The 24269-nt window shown below is 54.6% G+C and carries 21 protein-coding genes and 2 pseudogenes; 12 read left to right on the forward strand and 11 right to left on the reverse strand.

Annotated elements, in window-relative coordinates; translation table 11 throughout:
- Positions 1 to 284 precede the first annotated feature (284 nt).
- A complete protein-coding gene (locus EO776_RS18540; protein ID WP_129452709.1) occupies positions 285 to 815 on the reverse strand; it encodes a hypothetical protein in 531 nt (176 codons plus the stop codon).
- Between the two features lie 85 nt (positions 816 to 900).
- Between EO776_RS18540 and EO776_RS18545 the strand changes: the two genes are divergently transcribed.
- The 4 genes from EO776_RS18545 to EO776_RS18560 all read left to right on the forward strand — a co-directional run bounded on the left by EO776_RS18545 (position 901) and on the right by EO776_RS18560 (position 3602).
- Positions 901 to 1080, forward strand: a complete 180-nt coding sequence (locus EO776_RS18545) for a hypothetical protein (RefSeq protein ID WP_004598870.1) — start codon at positions 901 to 903, stop codon at positions 1078 to 1080.
- A gap of 115 nt (positions 1081 to 1195) precedes the next feature.
- Complete coding sequence (locus EO776_RS18550) at positions 1196 to 1375, forward strand: hypothetical protein (protein ID WP_241997568.1); 180 nt, start codon at positions 1196 to 1198, stop codon at positions 1373 to 1375.
- Positions 1376 to 2163: 788 nt separating this feature from the next.
- Entirely contained in the window at positions 2164 to 3381 is a 1218-nt protein-coding gene (locus EO776_RS18555; protein ID WP_129452710.1) for a Cdc6/Cdc18 family protein, read from the forward strand.
- A gap of 2 nt (positions 3382 to 3383) precedes the next feature.
- On the forward strand, positions 3384 to 3602 hold the full coding sequence (locus EO776_RS18560; protein ID WP_129452711.1) for a hypothetical protein: 219 nt from the start codon (positions 3384 to 3386) through the stop codon (positions 3600 to 3602).
- Between the two features lie 33 nt (positions 3603 to 3635).
- Here the strand turns inward: EO776_RS18560 and EO776_RS18565 are convergent, their stop codons facing one another.
- Positions 3636 to 4085: a hypothetical protein gene (locus tag EO776_RS18565; RefSeq protein ID WP_199237876.1), complete on the reverse strand. Its 450-nt coding sequence runs from the start codon at positions 4083 to 4085 to the stop codon at positions 3636 to 3638.
- A 103-nt stretch (positions 4086 to 4188) separates the two neighbouring features.
- Between EO776_RS18565 and EO776_RS18570 the strand changes: the two are divergent.
- The 3 genes and pseudogenes from EO776_RS18570 to EO776_RS18580 all read left to right on the forward strand — a co-directional run.
- Positions 4189 to 4974 (forward strand): annotated as a pseudogene (locus tag EO776_RS18570) (IS1595 family transposase); the annotation flags it as partial.
- Between the two features lie 81 nt (positions 4975 to 5055).
- The gene (locus EO776_RS18575) at positions 5056 to 6390 is read left to right on the forward strand and encodes an IS4-like element ISH30 family transposase (protein ID WP_129452703.1); all 1335 of its coding nucleotides are present in this window, start codon (positions 5056 to 5058) and stop codon (positions 6388 to 6390) included.
- A gap of 239 nt (positions 6391 to 6629) precedes the next feature.
- Positions 6630 to 6830: pseudogene (locus EO776_RS18580) on the forward strand (IS1595 family transposase); the annotation flags it as partial.
- A gap of 252 nt (positions 6831 to 7082) precedes the next feature.
- On the opposite strand, the gene EO776_RS18585 reads toward EO776_RS18580, so the two are convergent.
- Positions 7083 to 7661: a nucleoside/nucleotide kinase family protein gene (locus EO776_RS18585; RefSeq protein ID WP_129452712.1), complete on the reverse strand. Its 579-nt coding sequence runs from the start codon at positions 7659 to 7661 to the stop codon at positions 7083 to 7085.
- Entirely contained in the window at positions 7658 to 8599 is a 942-nt protein-coding gene (locus tag EO776_RS18590; protein ID WP_129452713.1) for a ParA family protein, read from the reverse strand. The genes EO776_RS18585 and EO776_RS18590 overlap by 4 nt, the downstream gene beginning before the upstream one ends.
- A gap of 223 nt (positions 8600 to 8822) precedes the next feature.
- On the opposite strand from EO776_RS18590, the gene EO776_RS18595 reads away from it, so the two are divergent.
- Positions 8823 to 9023 (forward strand): hypothetical protein, encoded by a 201-nt coding sequence (locus EO776_RS18595; RefSeq protein ID WP_129452714.1) that lies wholly within the window; start codon positions 8823 to 8825, stop codon positions 9021 to 9023.
- A gap of 117 nt (positions 9024 to 9140) precedes the next feature.
- Here the strand turns inward: EO776_RS18595 and EO776_RS18600 are convergent, their stop codons facing one another.
- On the reverse strand, positions 9141 to 9422 hold the full coding sequence (locus EO776_RS18600; protein WP_004599500.1) for a helix-turn-helix transcriptional regulator: 282 nt from the start codon (positions 9420 to 9422) through the stop codon (positions 9141 to 9143).
- A gap of 633 nt (positions 9423 to 10055) precedes the next feature.
- On the opposite strand from EO776_RS18600, the gene EO776_RS18610 reads away from it, so the two are divergent.
- Positions 10056 to 10724 carry a site-specific integrase gene (locus EO776_RS18610; RefSeq protein WP_085682810.1) on the forward strand — a complete coding sequence of 223 codons (669 nt, stop codon included), beginning with the start codon at positions 10056 to 10058 and terminating at the stop codon, positions 10722 to 10724.
- A gap of 1023 nt (positions 10725 to 11747) precedes the next feature.
- Here EO776_RS18610 and EO776_RS18615 read toward each other — a convergent pair.
- A complete protein-coding gene (locus EO776_RS18615) occupies positions 11748 to 12239 on the reverse strand; it encodes a hypothetical protein (protein ID WP_129452716.1) in 492 nt (163 codons plus the stop codon).
- Between the two features lie 254 nt (positions 12240 to 12493).
- Here EO776_RS18615 and EO776_RS18620 point away from each other — a divergent pair, with 254 nt between their 5' ends.
- The 3 genes from EO776_RS18620 to EO776_RS18635 all read left to right on the forward strand — a co-directional run bounded on the left by EO776_RS18620 (position 12494) and on the right by EO776_RS18635 (position 15214).
- Positions 12494 to 13249, forward strand: a complete 756-nt coding sequence (locus EO776_RS18620; protein ID WP_129452717.1) for an SDR family NAD(P)-dependent oxidoreductase — start codon at positions 12494 to 12496, stop codon at positions 13247 to 13249.
- Between the two features lie 498 nt (positions 13250 to 13747).
- The gene (locus EO776_RS19540) at positions 13748 to 14065 is read left to right on the forward strand and encodes an MraZ N-terminal domain-containing protein (RefSeq protein WP_246041587.1); all 318 of its coding nucleotides are present in this window, start codon (positions 13748 to 13750) and stop codon (positions 14063 to 14065) included.
- Between the two features lie 369 nt (positions 14066 to 14434).
- On the forward strand, positions 14435 to 15214 hold the full coding sequence (locus tag EO776_RS18635) for a cell division protein ZapB (protein WP_129452718.1): 780 nt from the start codon (positions 14435 to 14437) through the stop codon (positions 15212 to 15214).
- A gap of 274 nt (positions 15215 to 15488) precedes the next feature.
- Here EO776_RS18635 and EO776_RS19545 read toward each other — a convergent pair whose 3' ends face one another.
- From EO776_RS19545 to EO776_RS18655, 5 genes are all read right to left on the reverse strand, one after another.
- Positions 15489 to 15974 carry a serine integrase family protein gene (locus EO776_RS19545; RefSeq protein ID WP_246041589.1) on the reverse strand — a complete coding sequence of 162 codons (486 nt, stop codon included), beginning with the start codon at positions 15972 to 15974 and terminating at the stop codon, positions 15489 to 15491.
- A complete protein-coding gene (locus EO776_RS19550; protein ID WP_246041592.1) occupies positions 15971 to 16306 on the reverse strand; it encodes a recombinase family protein in 336 nt (111 codons plus the stop codon). The genes EO776_RS19545 and EO776_RS19550 overlap by 4 nt, the downstream gene beginning before the upstream one ends.
- Before the next feature lie 213 nt (positions 16307 to 16519).
- On the reverse strand, positions 16520 to 17104 hold the full coding sequence (locus EO776_RS18645) for a hypothetical protein (RefSeq protein WP_129452719.1): 585 nt from the start codon (positions 17102 to 17104) through the stop codon (positions 16520 to 16522).
- 625 nt (positions 17105 to 17729) lie between these two features.
- Positions 17730 to 21362, reverse strand: a complete 3633-nt coding sequence (locus EO776_RS18650) for a DEAD/DEAH box helicase (protein ID WP_129452720.1) — start codon at positions 21360 to 21362, stop codon at positions 17730 to 17732.
- Positions 21363 to 24260, reverse strand: a complete 2898-nt coding sequence (locus EO776_RS18655; protein WP_129452721.1) for a DUF1156 domain-containing protein — start codon at positions 24258 to 24260, stop codon at positions 21363 to 21365.
- Positions 24261 to 24269: the final 9 nt, after the last annotated feature.

A 24269-nucleotide genomic window follows, 5' to 3' on the forward strand; every position in this document is an offset into this window, starting at 1 on the left:
TGCTGTGTCCTCAGTTCGTCCCTAATTCAACGCTGATGTATCCCCAGTTCGTCTCCAATTCAACGCTGATGTGCCGGTGGTTCGTCTTCTAGACTAAGTATCCGCAGAGGAGCGTCAAAGAACTGGTCTGTGTTACGATGGCTGATGTTGGGTCCTCTGGAAATAGGACGACCGACGGAAAAAGAAAAGCTGGTCTTGGAGCGTACGTCGAGTGTCTATGGACCGCGGTAGTCCGGCGATCTATCGTGTTTGTGCGGGTGCCTAGTTAGGTGTGTAGCCGAGTGCTAGCTCTCGTCAGTAGACCCCGATGGTGAGGCAGCCGCGTAGACCTCTCCGTCTTCGTCGAGGTCGATGACCAATCCACCAGGAACGTTACTGCCGCCGATGTCCCCGTTCCATTCTGGTGAATACCGGACGGTTTGATCCACGGAGAGGTCGTGTTCTTTGAAGAATCCTGTTGCGGCGATCACCGTACTCCCATCGCTGCGTTTGAGCGAGTAAACATCACCCCGATCGTAATCTGCTGATAGCGGGATGAGTGCGACCTCGTTGCTGTCCTCGTTGTACGCGAGGATGACGGCTTCTTTTCCCTCGAGATGCTGTTCAACTACTGTTGAATTTGGTGCGAGATGGCTATCTGTGCGGAAGGAGATGTACTCACGCCCGTGGAAGATGTCGAAGCCTTCACCGGTGAGAGAGTCGGTGATCTCGTCAACAGGCGGTTCGGGATGGCTATCTTTTCCTTTGGAGGCTGTTTCAGGTGTGTCACTGTCCCGTTTCGAGTATATAAATGGTGGTGCCGCGAAGAATCTCATCGATCACAGCAAGCAGTAAAATCACATTACAGCAGCTACAACAATCTTTTAGGAGGTTTAATCGATGTCAAACACGGAATTTGGCGTGTCCATCACGGATGAACTCGTTGAGGAGCTGGATGAACTGACCGAGCAGTGCGTCGATCTCCAAGCAAGCCGTTCAGAGGTTGTTGAGGCGATTTTGACTGCGTACTTCCAAGGCGACATCGACCACGAAGCACGAGTCCGTGAGCTGATCATCCGTCGTCGGAAAGGAACACTCTAACCAGCTGAATACTTGTTACAGCCGCTGCAACCATTCTTGAGTTCGTATTTTAGCATTGAGTGCGAGAGGCTACCCCTGGGTTTAAATACTCGAAACGGGACAGGAGCAGGCAAGCGTGGCCGAAGAGATATCGAGTGCCGTCGACGACGTCTCCGACCGGGCAATCGTCGTGAGTGAGGAAATCGCGGAAATCGCGGACGAAAACGAGAGCCAAACAGAGATGGTCTCACGACTAACTCGGCAGGTCGAACAGATTGACCGCGAACTGGCGGAGGTCATGAACGCCTCTGTCTGAGGTTGGCGTATCGTGATCGGACGGGCGGACAGCCCCACCCCACGTTTCCGCTCTAGTTCGGTGAACCTGCTACCGATCATCGTTAGGAAGTACTAGAACGGCCAGACACACACCCCACGTTTCCGTTCTAAATACACCGAATACGGGAGTCCTAGCCTATTCTCCTGGATTGTAGTATATAAATAGCCGTATTACCGCCATCTTTGGAACTACTTCCAGAATACGTATTCAATCAGTAAGACGGTTAACACGCACGTATTTGCTGTCTATCCATGTATGTATTTATTGCTACTACAGTAAAATATATAATATGTGTTATAGGGAAGTGGGTGCGAATATAGAAGACAATCAATAGAGGCGTTAGAAACAGTGATAACGGTATATTTAGAACGGAAACACGGGGTGTGGCAGCACAGACGCCAGAATTAGATCGGGTGCGTTAGGTAAGGTACAGAACCGCCATCTAGAGCGGAAACGTGGGGTGGGGGTGTCCTGTTGTAGCCTGAGTTCCCCGAGCCACCGGAATGAAATCAGACCTCGACAAAGCCAACTCTTACTCTGTTGTCCCCAAAGATATCTAGAGCGGAAACGTGGGATGGGGACCTCCGAGCACTAATGTTGATGGCTCACATACTTAGAACGGAAACGGGGATACGCGGAACACCCCCAGTTTCCGCTCTAAACACCGTATAAATCCTCTGTGATGCTGGTTTTGAAGAGATCGCTTACGGAAACTCGGTGTTCTACTGCTCCAAAATTTTAACTGGGGATGGGTTCTTGTTCCATCTATGTCACGGAATTTCTTTGACGGCCTCAATTCGGTCTTCGCGAACAAAGATATCCTCCAAATCGACTATGTGGTCGATGAGAGTCGTATTATCGGGCGTGACGACCAGCTTGAGGCGCTGGCTCAATCTCTCCAGCCCGCACTTGAAGGAAGCAAACCCAACAATTGCCTCCTCTTTGGGAAACCGGGCACGGGAAAGTCACTGTGTGCGAAGTTTATCACGAAACAGCTCCAACGAGAAGCTACTGCCAACGACGTCTCGATCGGACGTGCGTACGTTGACTGTGCTCAAAGCAACACCGAGACTGGCGCGATCACCGAGATCGGGCAGATGTTCAACACCGACGGGAGTGACGTGTCAATTCCCGACACTGGCCTCGCGACCAATACTGTTTACAACCGGGCTTGGGATGCGTTGGAGGAAAACCACGACGTCGGAATCGTCATTCTCGATGAAATCGACAAACACCGAGACTACAATTCTCTCTTGATGCAACTCTCTCGAGCTGGGGAAGCAAACAAACTTAATTCGAGCTCTCTCGGTATCATCGCGATCAGCAACAAACCTCGATTCAAGGACAAACTCCAAGAGCGAACCCTTTCCAGTCTCAACGAACGTGGCCACATTTTCCCGCCATACGAACCGGCTCAACTAGAACAGATTCTCAACGCGCGGAAGGACGCCTACAAAGATGGTGTTCTTGAGTCAGATGTCATTCCCCTCGCAGCAGCCAAAGCAGGCAGTCGGCATGGAGACGCACGCAAAGCGATGGACATCTTCCGATACGCTGGTGAAGTAGCGAACAAAGCTGGTTCAGATACTGTGAAAAGAAGCCACGTCGAACAAGGATTCGAGGAGGCTGAAGTGGAAGAGATTCTCCAAATCATCTCCCGACTCCCACCGCACTCGAGATTGGTCATCCAGTCCGTCGCCGCACTTTCAGCTGACCGCGATACCACCGCAGATCCAGTCACAACGACAGAAGCGTACGAACTCTACCAACGAAAATGTAATTTTGATGCGACTGATGCGCTCTCGGAACGTCGCGTACGAGACCTCTTGAAGGAAGCAGAGTTCCTTGAAATTCTCTCCCGGAAGCGGAAGCCTGCTGGTCACGCACTTGGAAGCGAAACGCAGATCACCCTCATCGATGACCCAGAGAAAGTGCTCCGCGCAACAAAGGAGCTTGATGAACGAAGCGACGACCAGCCGGCCTGAAAATGACCCAGCCTTTCTCCCTCGATGAGGTTGTCGATATCGTCGCAACTCACGAGCCGGTCACAGCAGAAGACGTCGACGAGCACATCAATTTGAACGAGATCGAACTCCAACAAGTCGAGAATCTTCTCACGATCGCCGAGGAGCGAGGGCGGGTACTCAAGGTGAACGGAAAATTCTGGGTAATGCGGATCGGGAAGTATGCCGACGACATCCAGTGAACGAACACAGCCGACCCAACAGAACAATTTGGCCTAGTCGTCAGCCTCAGCTGTTGTGGAGTCGACATCGACGCGGATATCCTGCTTTCGCTCCGGAGCAGACGGCTTCCCGTCCGGATACAGTTCCATCATTTTCTTGTGGTACGCTCCAAGCCCCATTTGCGAATGAATATACGACAGATCCGCCGGTCGCAAACCGTACAGATCGAGTAGCAGACGCTCGATCTTGAGATCCGTCGCATCCCCGAGCTCTCCACCGTTTTGCATCTCTTCGACACACTCCGCTATCTCACGCACTGTCTCGCGCCCAGCATCTGTCGTCAGGTCCGCAACCGGCACCGGCAGCTCGCGAATATCTCCCTGCCGCATATTCGCGAACGCTTCGGCGGCGTCGATCTCGCCAGAACGTTTGAACATGTAGTAGTGTAGCACGCGGGAGTTCATCAGTCCGAGCAGGAACTTGTGGAACGTATCGGTGTCCACGCCTGTTGGGACATTTTCTGGATGTGTCCACTTCCCTTCACGCTCTTATGTAGAAACGCGGAAAGCCCGTATAATTACACTCAGACAGTTCTAATCTGGCGATATGTCTTCCACTGAGTCAGCGTTCGGCGGGATGTTTCGGCAGTTGATCGAGCTAGGAGTCATAGAGATCAACACCGAGCCGCTCGATGCGCGCATCGAGCGGCGACTCAAGCGGTTCTGGGAGAATACATCCTGTCCTCGCTGCGGTCACCAGAGCATTATGACGTGGGAGAAACACGACCGAGTTCGGTGTCGTAATTGCGAATTTAAGCCAGTATACACCCATGGAACGCCATTTCACGAGAAGCACCTCTCCTGCGGTGAGGTCCTTCTCGCTTTCACCCTCTACGCAGATACACTGCTGAGCATCAACCAGATTGCGCCGCTGCTCGGTCGTGCCTACAAAACCATTCACACGGCGATTCGGGAGGCGGAAGCCGCGGTTCAGCGCGGCTTCCCCCTCACCTGGGAACTGTTTAACCAGACCACCGATGGACCGACACAGGTCGACGAATCTGGCAAAGTCTGTTCTGGTTACAAAGGTCAAGAGCCGCCGCGAAACAGTCGTTCTCGCGGCGGCTCGTCGCGCACTGGCCGATCACGCTGGCGAGGGCGTCACGGTGACCAGCTGACGCTCGTCGCGGCGTGCCGCGACTCGCTTCGTGTGATTCGCGGACAGCGTGGGATCGACTACGAAGGCGATCTTGAGCCAGTGATTCAGGAAGCTGAAGACCTCCCCCAGCGGCTGGGAGAGGTCTGGACAGATGGACTCCAAGCGTACCGCGAGATGGATCGGGATCACCGAACGGTCGTCCACAAAGAGAGGTACGTATCGCCTGACGGAGTCCCATCCGTTATAGTTTAACGCCTCACGCCAGCACCGTCTCCTGATCTGAATATCGTTGGGACTACCTGTCAGAGAAACCCGGTGGCTGCTGTGAGTTACAAACCACCGGATTCAGTGATTATCGACCGGATCAAAAGAGCGTTTCCCTCTGATGAGTTGCGCGAGCGCGCTCGCGCAACGAATCTCGTCCAACGAGAGCGCAAGTTCGACACTGTCGCGTTGTTCTATACCCTTTCACTGGGTTTCGCTGCTGGATCGGATCGCTCTATTCAGGCATTTCTCGAACGGTTCGTCGAAATGGCTGACTGTGACGAACTTGCTTATCCAACCTTCCACGGCTGGTTTTCACCCGCGTTCGTTGCACTCCTGCGAGAGATTCTCGATGACGCCATCGAGAATCTCGAACCGGGACAAACCGACCTCAGCGGACGTCTCGAACGCTTTCGAGACGTCCTCATTGTTGACGCCTCTATCGTCTCACTCTACCAAGACGCTACAGATGTCTACGCAGCGACTGGCGAAGATCAAGCTGGCGTAAAGCTCCACCTTACGGAATCACTCTCAACCGGACTTCCTACGCGGTTTCAAACGACTGACGCCAAAACGCAGGAACGGAGCCAGCTACCCACCGGCGAGTGGGTAGCTGGCGCACTCGTCTTACTCGATCTCGGCTTCTACGACTTCTGGTTGTTCGACCGTATCGACCAAAACGACGGCTGGTTCGTCTCACGGGTCAAAGATGACGCAAACTTCGAGATCGTCGAAGAGCTTCGCACATGGCGGGGAAACAGTATTCCACTCGAAGGCGAGTCGCTGCAGGACGTCCTCGACGACCTGCAGCGACAGGAGATCGACGCTCGGATCACCCTCTCATTCGACCGCAAGCGAGGGTCGGGCGTCAGCACGACCCGAACGTTCCGACTCGTCGGTGTGCTCAACGAGGACAGCGGTGAGTACCATCTCTACGTAACGAATCTTGCCAGAGACAACTACCACGCGCCCGATATCGCACAGCTCTATCGGGCGCGCTGGGAGATTGAGCTGCTGTTCAAGGAACTCAAATCGCGCTTCGGTCTTGATGAGATCAATACGACAGATCCCTACATCATCGAAGCGCTGATCATCGTAGCGGCGCTCTCGCTGCTGATGAGCCGCGTTATTGTGGATGAACTCCGCAAATTAGACGCAAAGCGGCAGGGGAGCGACGACGACGCGGCCGCGTCGTCGACGCGTCTTCCACGTCGTCGGTGTTCTCATGCGCTCGAACGTCACGCACACCTAGTCCAGCTGTACCTGATGCTGGATCTCGGGTATGAACTGCCAGATCTCGACGAATTGCTGTTGTGGTCGTCACGAGATCCAAATCCACATCGACCAAGATTACGTGAGCAGGTTGAGTCAGGCGAGTTCTGGTAGAAACTCGCCTGACAAGCCGGTCAGCTCAGAGGTAGGTAGTAGCGACAGCTCTGGATCGGCGACGCACTCACCGGAGTGAGTGCGCCGCCTTCAGAGAGTGACACAGATCTCAGCATCCGAGACAGAAGAACATCCATTCAGTTCTCCGATCACGCTTCATTAGCGATTCGACTCAACACCGTCTTGTTCAACTATCCGCATAAACACCGTCTCGACGCGCCGCTAAACTACAACGAATGGACGGAGTCCACATTAATCAGGCAGAATGTCTGTTTTTGCTTGTTCAACCGTGGCTGCGGAAGTTCCGCGGCCTGTCCAAGCAAGGCTTGGAGCAGGCCGCTCATACATTCGGGATCATTAGATCGCTGAATCTCACAGGCGCATCCGTCGATATCACCATTGACTGCCTTGTTATGGGGGCTTTCCGTAGTTCTACATAAGAGCGAGACTGAAACCGCAGGACGGTGAGGATGATGGGGTCAGTGTTCGAGATAGTCTTTTTAATCCCGGAATCTGAACCTATCTTAACCGGAAACCCAGTATCCACCACGCTTACACCTTCGAGAAGCCGTTCTTGTCGTCCTAAATCAGGGGGTCAGACCGCCGAAGATACACTTCGATAGTGGAGTGTTTGCGGGAGACACCTCATTTCGTCTGTTCATAAATCACATCCCGCGATAGAAACTACGCGGCTACTCGCTATCAGGAAGGTCGTCGACGAGGTCTTCTTCCTCGATCGCCTGTCGAACCTCACCCGGAGACATCTCGGCGATTTGGCGAGCACCGAGTAGTAGAGCGAGTGGCCGGTAGTAGCGGTTTCGTCCCCCGACTCGCTGTTCATCGAGGTCGACGCCAGTCTCCTCGAGGATGTCCAACGACATCCGCCGGTAGACGCGCTCCAGTTCTTCCCGGACATCGGCGTCGAGATAGTAGGTGTCGTGCTCCCGTTGCGTCACGGGCTCCAGTTTCGACACAGTCGTCTGTTCTCTCTGTTCCGCCTGTGTCGGTTGTGGTGACTTATTCTCCTGTGTTGCTTCTGTCTGTGGGTTTGCGTCCATCTCGTCAGCCTCCTGTTCCGCCTTGTTTGACTGTTCAGCCTGTTCTTCCTGTTCCGCCTGTGGCGTCTGTTCCGGCTTAGGTGTCTGTTTCGAACGCCCTCGACGGCGGCTCGGTCGGGAGTCACGCTTCCCCCGGACGCGGTTGACACGCTCCTGTGTCTCTTCGTCGAGGTTCTCGTCGTCCTCGTCGGCGTCGTCGGCGTCGTCGCTCATGCTGCCACCTCGAGGTCGAACGCCTCGATGACGTGGTCGCCCAGCTGACCGAACGTCTCAGTGACGTCGGCTTCCGGCTGGTACTCGAAGATGGACTCGCCGGCGTCGTAGGCGTACGAGAGCGCGACACGTTCGGGTATCTCGTACACGGGGACATCGTCGAATACCTCTGCAAGGAACGACGTCATCTCATCGGCAGCGTTCGTCGACATGCGGATCCGGTTGGTAACTGCAGCGACCTCGTCGATACCGCGGCCAGTCTCTGTCTCGAACGCCGCGATCTCGTCGAACAGACGGTCGACCGCCCCCTTCGAGGACGCCTCCGCCGTCGCCGGCACGATCAGGTTCGGCGCGGCGTACAGCGCGTTCTTGAACATCGGGTTGTGTCCCGGCGGTGCGTCGACGATCACGACATCGTAGTTCGTGTCGATTCGGGCGATAGCGTCATCGAGCAAGCCGTAGCCGTGGTCGTCGCTCCCGATCGTCGCCGGCGTCACCAACTGCGTCATCGATTCAAGCGCCCACGTCGCAGCCTCAACGGCGTCCGGATCGTCAACGACGTCACCGTTGTGTAGCTGGCCGAGGAAGTGTGCCGCCGAGAGTTCGAGCGTCGACCCCAGCATGTCGATGCTACTCGGGACGAGGTCGGCTTCAACCCCCTCACAGAGAATCGTCGCGACGTCGTCGCGAGCCTCGATATCGAGGAGGACATCGAATAGCGTGGGCGGTTCAGCCTCATAGACGTCCAAGTGGCCAAGCGCCTCGGTCAGGTTGCCCTGCGGATCGGCGTCGACAGCGAGGACGTCGAGTCCGCGATCGGCGAGTGCGCCGACGAGATTTGCAGAGACGGTTGTCTTGCCGACACCTCCTTTTGCATTCGCGATGACCAACCGTGGCGGGTGTGTCGCCTGTCCCGCCTGTGGCGGCTGTGGTGGCATAGACGGAAGGGGTATCTGGAGCGTCTTAACTCTACGTCAGACATTACTTCCGCCGACCGCGGCGGAATGTCACGACTTCATGCTGGTCCACTAGTTGCTGCCATGCGATGTCGTGGCTAAACGAAATGACCGACTCTAATGAAATCCTCAACAGGAGACATATTCTGACCCAGTTGCGGTCAATACAGGGAACGCATTTACTATTGAGGTCAGTAATTGAAGTATGAATGAGGTCCGTCGTTTCGACTTGGAGAATCCGTGGCTGTTCGTTTTCACGAACGTTGTTGTTGGGATAGTAGTCGTGAGTGCTACCCAAGTTATACTGTTCAATGGCGAGTTGACCAGTGCAGTCATGCAGGGAGGGCTATACGGTCTCGTTGTTGGAATTACGATGTTCTATCTCAGAAAGGACGACTGGTTCTGATACATTCCATCAATACGCATCCTTCAGCGACCAGCCGTTTCATTTAATTATATGTCTGAAGAATAGGATTTCAACAGAGCCACTAGAGGCAAACAGTCCCCGGGTGTAACGGTTCGATCACCCGTCGTGGTCAATGTATCCAGCTTCCCATTCAGTCCGAGCTTCGATCTCTCTAGTGCCCCGGCGAGTAGTGCTGTACTCGTTGGTCCGCCTGTCGCGCTGACTTTTTTCGATGAGTCCCTTCTCGACGAGCGTGTCGAGGTTGGGATAGAGCCGACCATGATGGATTTCCTTTTCGTAGTAGTCCTCGAGCTCGTCTTTGATCGCGAGTCCGTGGGGGTCATCAAGTCCGGCAACTACGTACAGCAGATCGCGCTGAAAGCCAGTGAGATCGTACATGTCGCAATTTACTCATTCGAGTTTTGAAATACTACTGATCTGGTCCTGTATGGAGCTAAGGGATTCATCACTCTCCCCGTGGGTCACCAACCGGTATTTCTCCATATTCTGGACATGAGACCCATCCCTGTCCGAATGCTCCACCCATCCCTTGGTCCGGGCTCCATTCGTGTTCATCCCCACAATGTGGACAGTCTACCAGTGGAGGGTCAATCTCCAGTGCCTCTTGCTGGATGAAATGATTTCCTTGGTAAGAATCACAGTGCTGACAGACGTTCCCCCAGACTTTCTTGCCGAGAGTATTGCTGTAGACCCGTTCAACAGGGGTTTCGTAATTCGCTAATACATCTCCGAGAGGCGTATCAAGATGGTCTCCTCGTGGCCAGACCACAGGCGTTTGCTCGCCACACTGCCAGCATTCTGTTTCCCATGTCAGCAATTTCTGGCGATCAACCGGGAGATCGTCTGGGAGCATGATAGTAAATCCTACTCTGATTGACTATTTGATTCTTTGTCTCTGGATGTGTTAGAATCCGGGATTCGGCTACTGATAGGCCCGAGCTGACTCTCAAAGAGACCCCTCAGATACCTATTCCACACGATTTTTAGTAGCGCCACCTCGTTAAGCCTACTGTGCGACTTGACGACTACCCCAAACGAGACGGGAAGCGGGTCTGGCTCAGCCAGAGCGACGAGAACGACGAGGTCGCAGCGCTCATCGACGAGGCGAAGTCTCCCGAGCAGGAGATCGCATTTCGGCTCGGTGTTCAGGCGGGCCTCCGCCGCGAAGAGATCGCCAGCGTCACCAGCAACGACTTCACCCACGCTCCCGACGGCTTCCTTCGCGTGTGGAACGACTACGCGAAGCGCGGGAAATATCGGGAGACGCCGATCCCGAAAGAACTCGCCAGTTCCGTTCGAACGCTCTCGTACGAGCGTGATCCCGACGAGCCGGTTGTCGGCGTCGAGCCGAACTCGATCTATCGCTGGGTGAAGCGAGCTGGCGAGCGACGCTACGCGGCAACCGGTGACGAGGGATGGACCTACCTCGACGTCCACGACCTCCGGCGGACGTGGGGCGGGCATCTCTTGTGGGACTGCGGCGTACTTCCTGCCGTGGTAATGAGCTTCGGCGGGTGGGAGGACTGGGAGACGTTCCGGAACCACTATCTCGGGGAAATGAGTCCGGCAGCTGCCGAGCGAGAACGCAAGAAGATCTCGTACGTCACGGGCAGCGTCGAGTCCGACCCGGGTGCGGATCCGGTTTTTGAGCCGACGATTCAGTCGCGTTCTCTCTACTGATCTATAGGCCTAATCGTAGGCCAATTTGTAGATGGCTCTTGCCCAACCTAGCGAAACAACTATTCGATATATGATATAGGCTGCTACTGACTGCTGAATAGAGAGGGTGTAGTCTGCGTAAGTATCGAGTCAGAGGTCTCAGTCCACAATTTACATGCCCGGCCACAATCACACTCTTTCCAACAGCCTATGTCCGAAAAGTCGCCCGGAAGGTCTTCCAATAGGTCCACCAATTCACGATGGTGGTATGGAGTCGCGTTCTTCATCGTGGTTTTTGTGCTAGTGCAGGCCTCATACAGTCTTCTTCAGTTGGTGAGCGAACCACTGGCCGGTTCTCCACCCAGCCTCGTGCCCTCCAGTCCAGAGACTGGCTTGCTATTCTTATACTCCTTGCTCTCGGTGGTAGCGACCGTTCTAATCGGGGGCCTTCTAGCCCCACTGTACTCACTCTGCATCTATCTCGATACCAGAGCACTCCGTCAGAAAGAATGTGACTTGATACCAAACCGAGTGCTGTGGGGCGGCGTTGCTATACTGCACTTGGGTTCGTTTGTGTTCTCGGCCGTGCAACTAATCACGATTCCGGCTGGTGTAGTCTATCTGTACAAGCGTCACAAGGAAATCGGGCTCAGATAACCACACAAACGGTTTAATTTGCAGTGACCGACTCGCGCCCCGTATTCATCACGGAATGTTCTATCAATTTGCGAATAGTAGTGTTTCACTGAGTTCGGGAAGAGCCTTGTAGATTTGATTTTACTGTTCAGAAAACCCCGTTTCCTGTACGCTATTTTGACACTAGCGTCTTGCCAGTTTTATTTCAAAACTGTCGCCGAAGTCGTGATATGGTTATTAGTGTTCGGTTAATTCTCTCAGTAATATCCTATGCGGTCCAAGATTGCTTGAGCCGGGGGTACACGGCAGGAGCGACCGATACTCAAACCGCACAGAGCTGTCGGCTGGGGATTAACCGAACGCGGATGATGATACGGTCACTATGTGGTTTTGAAAAACTCGACCTCATCAGGACCCATTGGGCTGTCCGCCTTCCTGAGGAGCGGGGAAATCAGACGCGGATAGCAGCGAGTTTACTGGGTCGGCATCAAGCGTGCCTAATACTGCCGCGGCCGGCCCGCTGACGAGAACCGCACCTACCTGCTCGTTGGTGTTTTGGACAGTGAGCCCCTCAGCATCAGCTGCGTACGTTCGCACGTCCTCAATCGCGGCCGAAATAATCTCTATCTGGGCGTCACGGAATTCTACCTGCGCGTCCTCCCGCGAGAGATTCTCCTCTTGAACACGTGTTCCAATTTCTTCTTGAGCTTCCTGAATCTCGTCTTGAACATCAAGTGCGATCGTTGCGCTCGCCTCGTTGTCGTTCTCGGTTCCGCCCTCCTCGGCATCGGTCTGTTCAGTTACGTTGCCGTCCGAGCCCGCGAGGTCGCCACATCCAGCGAGCCCGAGTGTGGAGCCGGTTACTGTTGCTGCCAGTACGTTTCGTCGTGACGTGTTCATTACATACTCTCATCTCTTGGTTCACTTGTTGGTTTCGTCAGGCTCGCGCCTGCTGGTCGCACACATTTTTGAATCTCTTGACAATTACATCGACAATTAAAATTCAAAACTAAATCAGCCGATTATTTCTCTGTAAAATTATTTTTCAGGGAGAGGCAGTCATACTATCTTTGTATGAAATCTTGCCGATAGATATATAATGGTTGTTTATTAATGTTTAATACTCCACGTGAAACAGCGTGGTGGAAGACACTATGAACGGAATACAAGACGGAGTTGCGGTCGTCACTGGCGGTGGATCGGGAATCGGTCGACAGTCGTCACTTCGGTTTGCCGAAGCAGGAGCAAAAGTCGTTGTCGCCGATATCGACGAGGAAGGTGGCCAGGAGACAGTTGAGATGATCACGAGTGACGGCGGCGAAGCGACGTTCGTCAAAACAAACGTCACCGACTCTGACGATGTTGACGCGATGGTACAGACGGCACTCGACGAGTACGGCGGGCTTGACTTCGCACACAACAATGCCGGCATCGCAGATGAGGGTAATCGCCTTGCTGAATATGACGAGGCGGAGTGGGATCGGATGATTGACGTGAATCTGAAAGGCGTCTGGCGATGTCTGAAAGCCGAGATTCCGGAGATGATTGAACGGGGTGGTGGCGCCATTGTTAACACTTCCTCGGTCGCTGGCGTGAGTGCGAACGGGAGCGCGCACTACGCGGCCAGCAAACACGGTGTTATTGGACTGACTCGACGGGCAACGGTTGATTACGCTGAAGATGGAATCCGGTTCAACGCTGTCTGTCCGGGTGTCATCGAAACGCCAATGGTCCAACAGGCGGGTGAGGACAACAGCGAGGAAATGGACCGCATCACTGCGGGTATTCCAGCAGGACGCCTCGGTGAGCCCCAAGAGATAGCCGATACAGTTGTTTGGCTCTGTTCGGAGGATTCCTCCTACGTGATGGGACAGCCAATTATTGTCGACGGAGGGTTGCTTGTCCAGTAGCTGAACAGATACCGCAGAGGTGGCTTTCATTTCGGTGGCAACATGGTGTCCCCGTACACCGCAGTGCTGCCGCGATGAAACTGTCGTAGCAGTACTTCCCACACCCAACACCGATCGCTCAAGACAGAGCGTTGGTTGCGTAGGGAGTTCAGCTAGTGCCGGTTCAGTTATGATCTGCTAGATTCACCTTACAGACAGTCTATCAGTCGTTTCTAGCAGTTCAGCGTTGATGCGGTACTAGTCTGAGAGCGAAAAGAGTGCAAGGCATCTCAACCAGTTCGTCAGGTTCGACAACGAGACGCTCCAGATGTTCGTAGGCTTCGTCGAGCTGCCGAGAGACGTCTTGGGCCGATGTCGAAACACGGGCGTAGATTGCTGCGTCTCAGCAGTCCACGACAGCGATAAACATCGAGATGAGTTGGCCGTCTGCCTATATGATCCGATCCATATTACCGACCCAAACACTTAACCCAGGAGCAAGTTCATCATACTGAATAGATGAGCGGCTCAGAAAGTCCAACGATTCCCTTCAGCAAGAAGGTAAACGAGAAAGGGCAGCTCGTTATTCCGCAGGATCAGCGTGAGGAATTGACCATTGATGGGCGGGATGCACTTGTCGAGTTCAACGCCAAACCAGTGAGCGGCTCGGAAAGTCAGACGATCTTGTTCAGCAAGAAGGTTGACAAGAAAGGGCGGCTCGTCATCCCGAAAGAGCATCGCCAGGCACTCAGCATCGAAGGGCAGGAAGTACTCATTGAGTTCGAAGCCAAGAAAGTAACCTACCTCGACGACGAGAACGGAGGTGACGGCGAATAAAGTAGCCACTCAGAATGTGCGTGTTAGCCCCAAGAGGGGCTGACACGGGCCACCGACGATCCAGCATTCAAGATTGTGGAAAGGTCTGGTTTGCTGGGTCGTCCTCGCGCGTGGGCCGTGTTCGCTTCTCGTTGCTGGTCGAACTTAGCTTTAGCGACTCTCGAGATGCGTCACTATTGCAGCTCAATCCGGGTGAAAACCCATGAGATCCGATTATTCCGGTGATAGCGGCTTCCTAACCGTGTCCTCACCCCTTGAGCAGCAGCGCGACCACGGTGCGACTCCGTGGAAGGGGCCTTGTCGGGTAGCGATGATTTTGCCGGGTGCGACTGCGCAGACCAGCAAGCAACCAACCGCGATCTACGAACCATGTTAACAACAACGGCCACTGACGACGAACTGATCAGGATAGTCAACCAACTCCAAGACAGTGTCGACGGACTTGAAGACCGTGTCGACACTCTCGAGGAAGAGAAGGACAATCTCCGAGAGGAGAACCATGACCTCCACGAAGAGAAGGAACAGCTGCGTCAACAAAATGAGCAACTCCGAGAGCGGCTTGACGATGTCGACGACCGCGTCGACGATCTTGAAGACCAACCGGACGTTGACATCGACGGGACTGACTACGAGTCACTCACAATCAACGAAGTGCCGATTGGACGGATTATCTCGTCGAAAGCCCCCAGAGGCGACCTCAAGGACGAGATCGAAGACCTAGAAGCCCGGTTGAGCGGCGAAACCCCCACCTCGGACGCCGAAGAAGCACCACCCTCGGAGGGGCCAAAGCCCGAAACACCGCTGGAGAGGATCGTTACACTTCCCGAAGAACTTGTTGAACAAGAACTCACAGAAAACCAGCAACGTGCTCGGTTTATCGCGAAGGACATTCGCGAATACGCCAGCAAAGCACCAGCTGGTCACGTGATTAAAGCCGCCACGATGGGTCGTGTCCTCAAAGCAGCCTTCGACACTGCTCACACCGAGACGATCAACCGCGTCCGGGAGTTCCTCAACGAACTCGGGCAAGACGGTGTGGACCTCGTCGAACGAGACAACTCAAAGATCGTCGTCTTCGACGAGTGCCTCGTTCGTCGGCTCGATCAGTACGATACCAATCACGGGTGTGTGATGGAGGGAGCAGCCTAGCCCTGTGATGAGGGCGCTATCCCGAGAGGGACCTCTCTAGGACACTGACACGACACAGCGGTTGGTTACTTTATGTTTAGCAGCAGTACCCGGCAGAACTCCTTGGTTTTAGACTGTGTTTACCGCTCTAAATCGCGCGTTTTGACGGAGTCACCGACTTGTGTTATCACAACCGTGTGATAGAGATCCAGCTCCTTCAGATCGAATGAAGAAGGATAGCCGAACTCACACTCGTTCGTGTGTCGGAGTTGAGGCAGGGGGTGGAGGTGGAGCGTTAGCGGTCACCGAGGTTGGCAGCTTCCTCCAATCGCTCGACGCGGTCGCGCAGCTCTTCGAGGTCGGGACCCCCGGACCGGGCGTCCTCCAGCAGGCGGATGTCGGTGAGCGCTTCGTCGGCGCGATCGTCGTCAGCTTCGCCGTTGAGGTAGATATCACGCCGATCTTGGTGGAGACTCCGGAGGGTCGACTCGGCGATCCCGGTGTCGTCGGCGACAGCCGCAAACGACGCACCACGGTCAATGCGGGCGATGGCCTCACGCAGGTGTAGGAACTCGGCGGGATCCAGGAGGTACCCGTCCTCGACGACAAATCCCGCAGGCGGCCTCCCGGTCCACTTTCCGGCAGACTGTGCGGCGCGCACGCCGGACTGGATTCGCTGGAGCTTTTGCTGGTGTTCTATCTGTGCGAGGTCATCCATCAGTCGAGCAACCATGCCGTATATGCTCTGCTGGAGTTCCCCATCGTCGACGTGGATGTTCAAGCCGACGCCGAGGGCTTCGACACCGGTTTCATGTTCAAACAGTGCTGAATGAATTCGTGAATCTCAGTCGGGCCGAGGCGAGACAGACGACTGATCTCGTGAACGATCACGAGATCGAACTCCCCACTCTCGACATCATCGAGGAGTTGGTTGTAGACCTCGCGAGTGTCGGTGCCGGCAGCGCCGGAGACAACCTCCGGATACTCCTTGATGTCTTCCACACCGAGACGCTCTAGATGGTCGTGCGCCTCGTCGAGCTGCCGAGAGACGTCCTGATCCGACGTCGAGACTCGGGCGTAGATCGCTGCGTTCGAGGGTCCATTTTCGCTCATGTTTTCGAGGACGTGCTATTGATTTAAACGAGTGGGAGTTACTGCGGTTTTGTGTATAGCACTACCTTTTCGTGCTACTACCTTCGAGAGCAAATATTAGACGATCAATATCGAAGGTCTCTGGCACCATTGGCCCAACAAGGCAAAGAAAACCATTGTGTAGATGTCAATCATAGCCCAACTGGTGTGTTGGACTATGTGTATTTTGTTCCGTTAGAATAACTGAGAAAAATTACGTGAGAAAAATCTTGACTCGGTAAGAGAATCTCCAGTAAACACCAGCGGGGCCAAAAATAGAGATATTGTGAGAATCCCGTCACCCGACAGAATTGGATTACCAATTATCAACAGTAATGTGGTGAACGTGAGGGCATTACAGAGATTAAGAAAGAGTACCTTGAGATGATTCAGCTTTCCATTGTACTGGATAGCGGACATATACGAGAGTAAGAATTTGTCGTGAAGTTCCTCCTCTTTAAATCCAGCATAAGAATAGTACTCACTCGGGTCTCGAAGAGGGTTCTTGTAGTTCTTAGGTCGAATTACAACCAGTCCAATCAAAGCAGAGAGCAAAGCAGGAGTCAAGGTAACAACTGAAAGAAGTTCTTCTCCACTTTCTAGAAATAGGCTTCCAAGAGAAATGAGAAGAGCGTCTACTGTAACAACGATGCCGATCTTTCTCTCAATATTGTCACGGCGACTCTCTTCGTTATCGAACCGACGACGAGCCTCTGTGAGTGCCTGTTCAAGCCCAGGAAATTTGCTTAGGTCAATACCATCTTCATCCGAATCACTCATCAATCACTTTTCCACAACGGTCACACCGAACCTTGTCGTCATCCAATATGGTTTGTGTTTCGGCTCTACCCTTCCGTTTACAAGACTCACATAGTGGCATTATAGCTCCTTACCACACCGGTCACATTTGTTTTCGGGTCGAGTATCTCTAAGCGCCTCAACACTCACTTCTGCCTCTCCACGGCATTCCTCACAGAGCATTTATTTTTTCACCGCACCGATCACATTCTAAATCTAAGCCAACTGAGGCATTCAACCTCTGGCGAGTCTCTGCTTCCTCTCGGCAATCCTCACAAAGCATTAGAATTCCTTTCCACAGCGGTCACACTCTCGGTATTCTTTCTGCGTGGTAACCGATTCCTTTTTTCGACGACAACTAGGACACAGTGGCATATATACCCGTATAGAACGATTGTATTTAATTCTCATCCCCTCTCTCGACTGCTCAAGGGAGACCACGTTAACCAACAAATCTGTTGAACCACTCCCTTTGTTGGTTATATTACGGCGAGCACGCCTACCGACGCGAGGATTTGTCTGCTTTCGCGTACCGGTTTAATTGAGGAGTGATAGTGACACGATCTGCTGACTCAGAGATATCGTAGTAATTTGAAGTACACTGAATCTATAACTGAGATTGAGATAACCAGCTCAGGACGGTTTGCTCAGCATCGTCGACATCTGAGATCGAGTTCGTCCCACCGAGGAGATTTTTCACACTCTCGCTCGTTACAGCTGGTTCAACAACAGTCGCGTGTTTGGCTTCGGCGACCTGACTACTTCGGGTAACAGACGATCCACTCTCTCCACGCTGACCACAGACGAACTCCACATTATCGACTTCTACAGGCGCAGCTTCGCGGACGAGTGCTTCGAATAGTGGATCTCCAGGTAGGAGCAGGCGAATCGACGGGAACTGCTCAGCAATCTCTGGTTTGAACGTCACAACAACACCGCTACCCCCTCCAAGCTCTGCCTGAGCTGTCTCTCCGAGCGACTCCGGCATTGCTACTGCATCCTCCTCCGGCAGTTCCAGAACGTATGCCTCGTCGACAACATCTTCGAAGTCGTCGGCGCGGTTATGGTTCCGGAGGGCAGTAAACGACCATTCTGTCTCTTCGAGGCGGTCGCTTTGCGTAAGTTGTGTCTCGATCGTCTCTAGGCTCACCAACGGTTCATACGACCGATCACCGGTCCCGATCTCATCGAATGCGGGATAGCAATAGGGTTCCCACCCGTCAAGTCCGGAACTTTCGATTATCGCCTCTTTCGTCGATACCCCTTCTGGCTCACCTGCTAGCCCGGTCTCCTCGGCTTTCTCTTGGGCACGCTTCGCCCGTGAATCCGCTTCTTCGACGACTTGTTCACTGGGATCTCTGGTGTCCTCCGACCCAGAACTACCCATAACGGCGTCTTTGATGTCCTGCTCGATGCTGTTCAATACCGGACGCATTGGCCCAACCACGTTCTCGAACAGCTGTAACCGTCCCTCCAGTTCTTCGTAGATGTCGCCGTCGATGCTGTCCTTGTAGGCGTAGTTGATGATCTTCACGACCTCGTTCTTCTGGCCAATACGGTCGATTCGACCGATGCGCTGTTCAACCCGCATCGGATTCCACGGCAAATCGAAATTGATCAGCGCATCTGCGGTTTGAAGGTTCAGCCCCTCACTCGCGCTGTCTGTACAGATCAGGATATTGGTATCCCCGTCAGTGAAATCGCGCTTGATCGCCTCTTTACCGACGTTCACCCACTCTCCGGTTGTTTCGTCGTACTGCATCCCGCCGCCACCACTGTACGTACCGACGTTTGGATGCGTGTCTGTCAGCGTCTCACGGATATGCTCGAGGGTGTCGTGATACTGCGTGAAAATGATAATGTTATCACGGGCGCTCTGACGGAGTGAGCGAATGTCGCGGCGCAGTTGCGCTACCTTCGGGTCGGTGTGGGCTTGCCTGAGATCGTCCACGAACTCTTGGAGGGCCGTCCGCTCAGCCTGAATCACGTCGGCGGCACCACGACTACTCGGCTGATAGGCGTCGAGGGACGCTTGGCCGATCGCCTCGTCGATGGTCGCTTCCGTCACTCCGGCGTCCCTACTAAGCTCGGAGACTTCCTCGGTCATGTCCGCAACCTTCTCGTCGAGCTTCTCCATCCGGCGCTGGAGGCTCTGCTTGATGGCGTGGAGACTGCTCGTCAGGCGTTGACGATACGTGGTCATCACGAAGCCCAACGCGAGCTTCTCCTTCCCCGTCAGGACTTTCTGCGATTGCTTATACGTCTCATCAATATACTGCTCTACCTGATCGTACAGCGGGGCTGCGTCACCCAGCTCGATACGTTTTGTCTCGACATCCCGAGTCGGAACCGTATCGTCGAGCAGCCCGAGATCCTGACACTGCTCCAAGACCGCTCGAGTATTCCGGAAGATGCGGGACTGAACCGGTGTCGCCCACTGAGACGCTTCCACAAGTGCGCTCCACTCCGTTGGCCCGCAGTCGAAAATGAGCGAGCGCGGATCGTCAAAGCGGGGTGAGGTTTCGCGTACGCCAACGAGTTTCTCGAGGGCTTTCCGCTGTTGAATTGACTCCGTGTCCGTCGTCTCGATTAGTGCCTTCGCCTGCTCGTCGTAGCCGGGATTCAACGTGAGATGTTCGTGAATGAGTTTCCCGAACCGTTCAATTCTCGGTCGGCCTTCGTCCTCCTCCAGATCGAGCTCTTTCTGGAACTGTTGGAGAACCTGTTGCTGTCCATCGGCTATATTCTGATACCGAGAGCCAACGGAACTGAGACTATCTTCGAGTGCCTGCCGTGTTTCGAAGAACTCGACGAATCGGTCCTTGTCGTCCCAACCCTCTGGAAGATCGCACAGTCGAAGGAGATCGTAGAGCTCGCCAACATTCAGCTGCATGGGCGTCGCCGTGAGAGCGTAGAGACACCGGGAGGCCTCCTCGGTTTGTCCGAGCAGGTCGTAGAGTTTCGTCTCCTCGCGAGCACTGTGTGCCTCGTCGACGACTGTGAGGTCCCACACGTTCTTGTCGATGCGTGGGGCGACGTGTCCCTGATTACCTTCGCGGCGGGCAGTATGCCACGACTCGATCACGACGGTTGGCTCATCTCTCTCCGTAACGAACGAACCAATCGGCGTGTTCTCCCAGGCATCGGCGTCGACCGCTCCGGATGTGGGGATGCGGTGATCCTCTGCGTCTCCGAGAGGACCGATCATGTAATCACCGTCGTAGGACCGTTCGTGATAGTAGGCGTGGATATTGAAGCGGTCGAGGAGTTCGTTCTGCCACTGCTGTACCAACCCTGCAGGAACCAGAAACAGCGCCTGCTCAGCCTCTCCGACCTGCATCAGCCGTGAGAGGGTCAGACCTGCTTCGATGGTTTTGCCGAGGCCCACCTCGTCACAGAACAGGAGGTTGTTCGGATAGATACTGACCGCGGTATCGGAGATCGTTCGCTGATGGGGCCAGGGCGTGACAGTACTGATCTCCTCTGCAAGATGGATTCCTCCCGGTGTTCGTCCGGCAATCGAGACGACGCCAGCGGTATCGTCTTCGGGCACCGTCGTCTGAGGGTCGTGATTCTGGACCCGATCGACGTGTTCCTCGAGCGTTCCATCGGTGTCCTTCCAGTCGATGAGGTTCTGGCGTGCAGCTTCGTCGAGCTCGAAGACATCGACGGAGGGGTGGAAGCCGTTCCAGAGTGCGTTGAACGTCGAGACGTCTTCCTCGACATACTTCGCCTCGCCGCGGCTCCAGGAGCGATGAACTTTGAAGCGTTCGTAGTTGTACTGCCACGCACTGAGCGTCTCGTTGATACTCCCCTCGAAGCTAATCTTGTTGCCCTCGCGATCGACACCGATGCCGAGCTTCGGGTGGAAGAGCCCGTCACCGCCTTTGGGGTCGCCGACCTTGATTTGGAGGTCGCCGCGGTCAAGGAGGGTAGCGATGATGGTGAGTTGGGACTCAACCCACGGTTCGAGGGGTTCATCTGCGTCAGGGAACATCGCTCCCTTCTCGCGCTTCTGGAGGTCGGCTCCAGCGATAACACGTACTGTTCCATCAGTCTCGAGGAGGGAGTCAACCCCTTCGAGAGCGTGCGCCAGACTACGTAAACTCAGATAGCCGGCGAGCCGGTCGTAGCGGATGACCTCGTTGAGGAATGGCCGGTAGAACGTCTCCATGAGCGTCCGGTTGGTCCGGAACTCGCTCTCGTACACCGGCTCCCACGAGACGTCCCTGAGGGTCATTTATTCGAACTCGTTGAGTGCTGCCTGATTATCTTCGTCGTCCTCTCCTCGAACGTTGAGATTGATGTTGCTGATGTCGATATCGAGGTATTCGCCCGTGCGCCCCGAGAGTATATCTCGAAGGGTTTCCGCAGTTTCGTGTTCTTGGGGAAGCACCTCAAGGAGAGCGGTGACGGTGGTCCGGAACCGCTCGTCATTCTTCAGACCACGATCGGATAGCCACTCCCAGGCAGCTTCTGGACCTTTGGTTTCGTAGACGTGGGTGGCAGAATGGACTGCATCGATGCCGTGACTGAAGCGTTCATCAGTCGGGTTTACGGGATATTTGCGGCTGGAGACGTCTTCTCGGTTTTCGACACGAACGATGTCCTGTACTCGATTGCTGTGGGTTTTGAGCTGGACATCACCACTGCTTTTCCCCCAGATTTTGGTGTCCCGTTTCACGTCGTCGATGTTGACACCGACGCCGATTCCGAGCTGTCGAGCCTCGTCATAGGGCATTGTGTCTGTTTCATAAATTAGCCAGGAGAGGACGTACCAGCGCGTCAGCCCGTCAAGATCGTCGAATCCTTTCGTGTCCAGATACCGCTCGGCGAGAACTTCCGCGACGGCGTCGCGGGCGGCTGAAAGTGCGTCCCGGGGCGGGACTTCCTCCCCCTTCTTATCCACGACGGGGTAGTTATCGGCGAAGACGCGTAGAGTTGGACCGAACGCTGCGATAATCGTGTCCGTCTTGGTGAGGCTTAGACCGGAGTCCAGAAGCTCTCGTGCAGCTTTCTTTGCTTCGGACCGCGTCTCCGATTTCACATCATCCCAGAGCGTCGCCCCGCCTGTATCTTCCTTCTCGTGCAACGGTTTCCGCCCCGTAAGGAGGATTGTGCTGTCAGCACTCTGGCTCCCGCGCATCACGACGCGGTTTGGCATTTCACTTGTGATCGGGTGTGTCGCGGTAATTGTGAACCCGGCTTCGATGAGCGACATCGACAGCGTATCCCAGGCGTCGGTCTCCTTATGTGTGAACATAATTGTCAGGACGCCGCCGGGCTCAAGAGTCTCGTAGAGTTCAGAGAAGATTTCTGCCATCTTCTCTTCGTAGTCCTCTTTTGCGAGTTGCTTCTTTGACTTCTCACCTTCCAGTCCTTCGAATCTGGAGGTATTCGCAACAGCTTCGTCAGACTTGTTGGTTAGTTCTGAGGTGAAGAACTCGGGGTGGACGTCGCTCAAGTACGCCTTCTGCAAGACGTAGAAGCCATCTGCGAGTTGGGCGTACATGACGCTATCATAGTATGGGGGGTCAACGACTGCAGCTTGGACAGAACCCTCTCCGACTTTCGACGTGAGATCAGCTGCATCCCCACAGTACACCTCTGCTGCGTCTCGGCCCGCAGCCATCTCAACGAGCTCCTCGTAACAGTCGATCACCTTCCGCGAGGTATCTTCGTACCCCATCGTTTCAGAGACTAAATTGTTGTCGCAGAACACTCGACGGAACGAGTAGTTGTGAGACATGAACATATTCGCAGGATATCCTCTTCCTGTGTCCCACGGAGACATTCGAGAGTTCCGATCAATCATCTTACTGGCAGAGATCGTAAGGATCGTCAGGATGGCCTCTGCCTCGCGTGTATCGTATTCCTCACGAATCTCCTCAGCGCATTCTCGAAATGCGTTACAGTACTCGTAATGGGAGACCAGCTGACGCGGATTGAAGATATCTCGCCATTCCTCCATCCCGTAGGTCGCCGGATCAGTGATACGACTACTCACTTCGACCTTTTCGGACAGAAAAGTGAGCAGCTCGAAGTCGGATTCGATACGCTCTTCGGCGCGCTTGAGGGCTTGCTGGTCGAGGTCGTCACCCGCCCGATACCCTGAACCACCACGGGGATCGTCGTACTTGACACCGTAAATCTGGTATTCGAACTCGCCGTTCTTAAGCAGCTCCCGAGTCTCTTCGTACTCGGTAATCACACCACAGTGGGGGCATTCTACGTCCGAGCGCGATACTGTACCCTCCGACGGATCGAAGTCAGTGTTCGAGTTCTCTGTGAGCTCAACGCATTCATACGACACGCCCCCGTTCTCGTAGTGTGGTTTGATCGCGACGCCTTCGCCGGCGCTACGCTTGTGGAGCCACCACTTCGGCATCAACGGGACCGTCCCAGCACAGGACTCACACTGAATGTGGTACGTACAGGCTGAGGCCAGCACTTCACGACCATCCCGCTTCGTAGGGTACAGATCGTCGAGCTCCTCGCTCGCCTTCTTTTGGATTCGGTCGCGCCATTTGTAGAGGTCATCTTCGAGCGATCCGACCTCCGGCGCGTACTCCAACATCACCTTCAGGATCACCGACGGGACGGGATTCAGCTCATTCGCGATGGTGGGCAAGTCGTAGCGGATGGACTCGAAGGGAATCACTCCGCCACCAGCAGTCGCATCTAGAACAGTCGGTAATTCGCCATCCCAGGTCTCTCGCAACGAGGTATGTAGATCTGCCAGCTCGTCTCCGGTCGGAGACTGTGTGAACGGTCTCGGATAGCCGTACCACTCGCCGAGTGTCCCGTCACGCTGTCCTTCAGTCGTCTTGCGCTCTTGAACGTACTCGCTGATGTTCTCTTCTAGACCGTCTGGCCCGATCTGCATCAGCGACAGCAGTTCATCCGCACTCGTTCCCTCCTCCATTACCGATCCAAGAATCGCCAGACGAGCCGCAGGGGTGGGGCGGCGAGCGAACCACGGGTGAATGTACCGGTGTGGCGGCATGTGCTTCGGGTTCGCTTCTTTGAGATTCTCAATCCCCACGGCCTTCAGGGGGAGTTCGCCCTCGATTGCCAACGAGGTGTACTCATCGTCAGATTCGGATTCGGTCTCGGATGTCGTGTGAGAGTCGCTCATAGTATCGGA

The sequence above is a fragment of the Halorubrum ezzemoulense genome (genome assembly GCF_004126515.1).
GTDB classification, from domain to species: domain Archaea; phylum Halobacteriota; class Halobacteria; order Halobacteriales; family Haloferacaceae; genus Halorubrum; species Halorubrum ezzemoulense.

What these genes read in the sequence shown, in the direction of transcription:
- EO776_RS18540 (WP_129452709.1), bottom strand. Translation starts at nt 815, where the DNA reads ATGAGATTCTTCGCGGCACCACCATTTATATACTCGAAACGGGACAGT.
- EO776_RS18555 (WP_129452710.1), top strand. Translation starts at nt 2,164, where the DNA reads ATGTCACGGAATTTCTTTGACGGCCTCAATTCGGTCTTCGCGAACAAA.
- EO776_RS18560 (WP_129452711.1), top strand. Translation starts at nt 3,384, where the DNA reads ATGACCCAGCCTTTCTCCCTCGATGAGGTTGTCGATATCGTCGCAACT.
- EO776_RS18585 (WP_129452712.1), bottom strand. Translation starts at nt 7,661, where the DNA reads ATGAGCGACGACGCCGACGACGCCGACGAGGACGACGAGAACCTCGAC.
- EO776_RS18590 (WP_129452713.1), bottom strand. Translation starts at nt 8,599, where the DNA reads ATGCCACCACAGCCGCCACAGGCGGGACAGGCGACACACCCGCCACGG.
- EO776_RS18595 (WP_129452714.1), top strand. Translation starts at nt 8,823, where the DNA reads ATGAATGAGGTCCGTCGTTTCGACTTGGAGAATCCGTGGCTGTTCGTT.
- EO776_RS18600 (WP_004599500.1), bottom strand. Translation starts at nt 9,422, where the DNA reads ATGTACGATCTCACTGGCTTTCAGCGCGATCTGCTGTACGTAGTTGCC.
- EO776_RS18615 (WP_129452716.1), bottom strand. Translation starts at nt 12,239, where the DNA reads ATGAACACGTCACGACGAAACGTACTGGCAGCAACAGTAACCGGCTCC.
- EO776_RS18620 (WP_129452717.1), top strand. Translation starts at nt 12,494, where the DNA reads ATGAACGGAATACAAGACGGAGTTGCGGTCGTCACTGGCGGTGGATCG.
- EO776_RS19540 (WP_246041587.1), top strand. Translation starts at nt 13,748, where the DNA reads ATGAGCGGCTCAGAAAGTCCAACGATTCCCTTCAGCAAGAAGGTAAAC.
- EO776_RS18635 (WP_129452718.1), top strand. Translation starts at nt 14,435, where the DNA reads ATGTTAACAACAACGGCCACTGACGACGAACTGATCAGGATAGTCAAC.
- EO776_RS19550 (WP_246041592.1), bottom strand. Translation starts at nt 16,306, where the DNA reads ATGAGCGAAAATGGACCCTCGAACGCAGCGATCTACGCCCGAGTCTCG.
- EO776_RS18645 (WP_129452719.1), bottom strand. Translation starts at nt 17,104, where the DNA reads ATGAGTGATTCGGATGAAGATGGTATTGACCTAAGCAAATTTCCTGGG.
- EO776_RS18650 (WP_129452720.1), bottom strand. Translation starts at nt 21,362, where the DNA reads ATGACCCTCAGGGACGTCTCGTGGGAGCCGGTGTACGAGAGCGAGTTC.
- EO776_RS18655 (WP_129452721.1), bottom strand. Translation starts at nt 24,260, where the DNA reads ATGAGCGACTCTCACACGACATCCGAGACCGAATCCGAATCTGACGAT.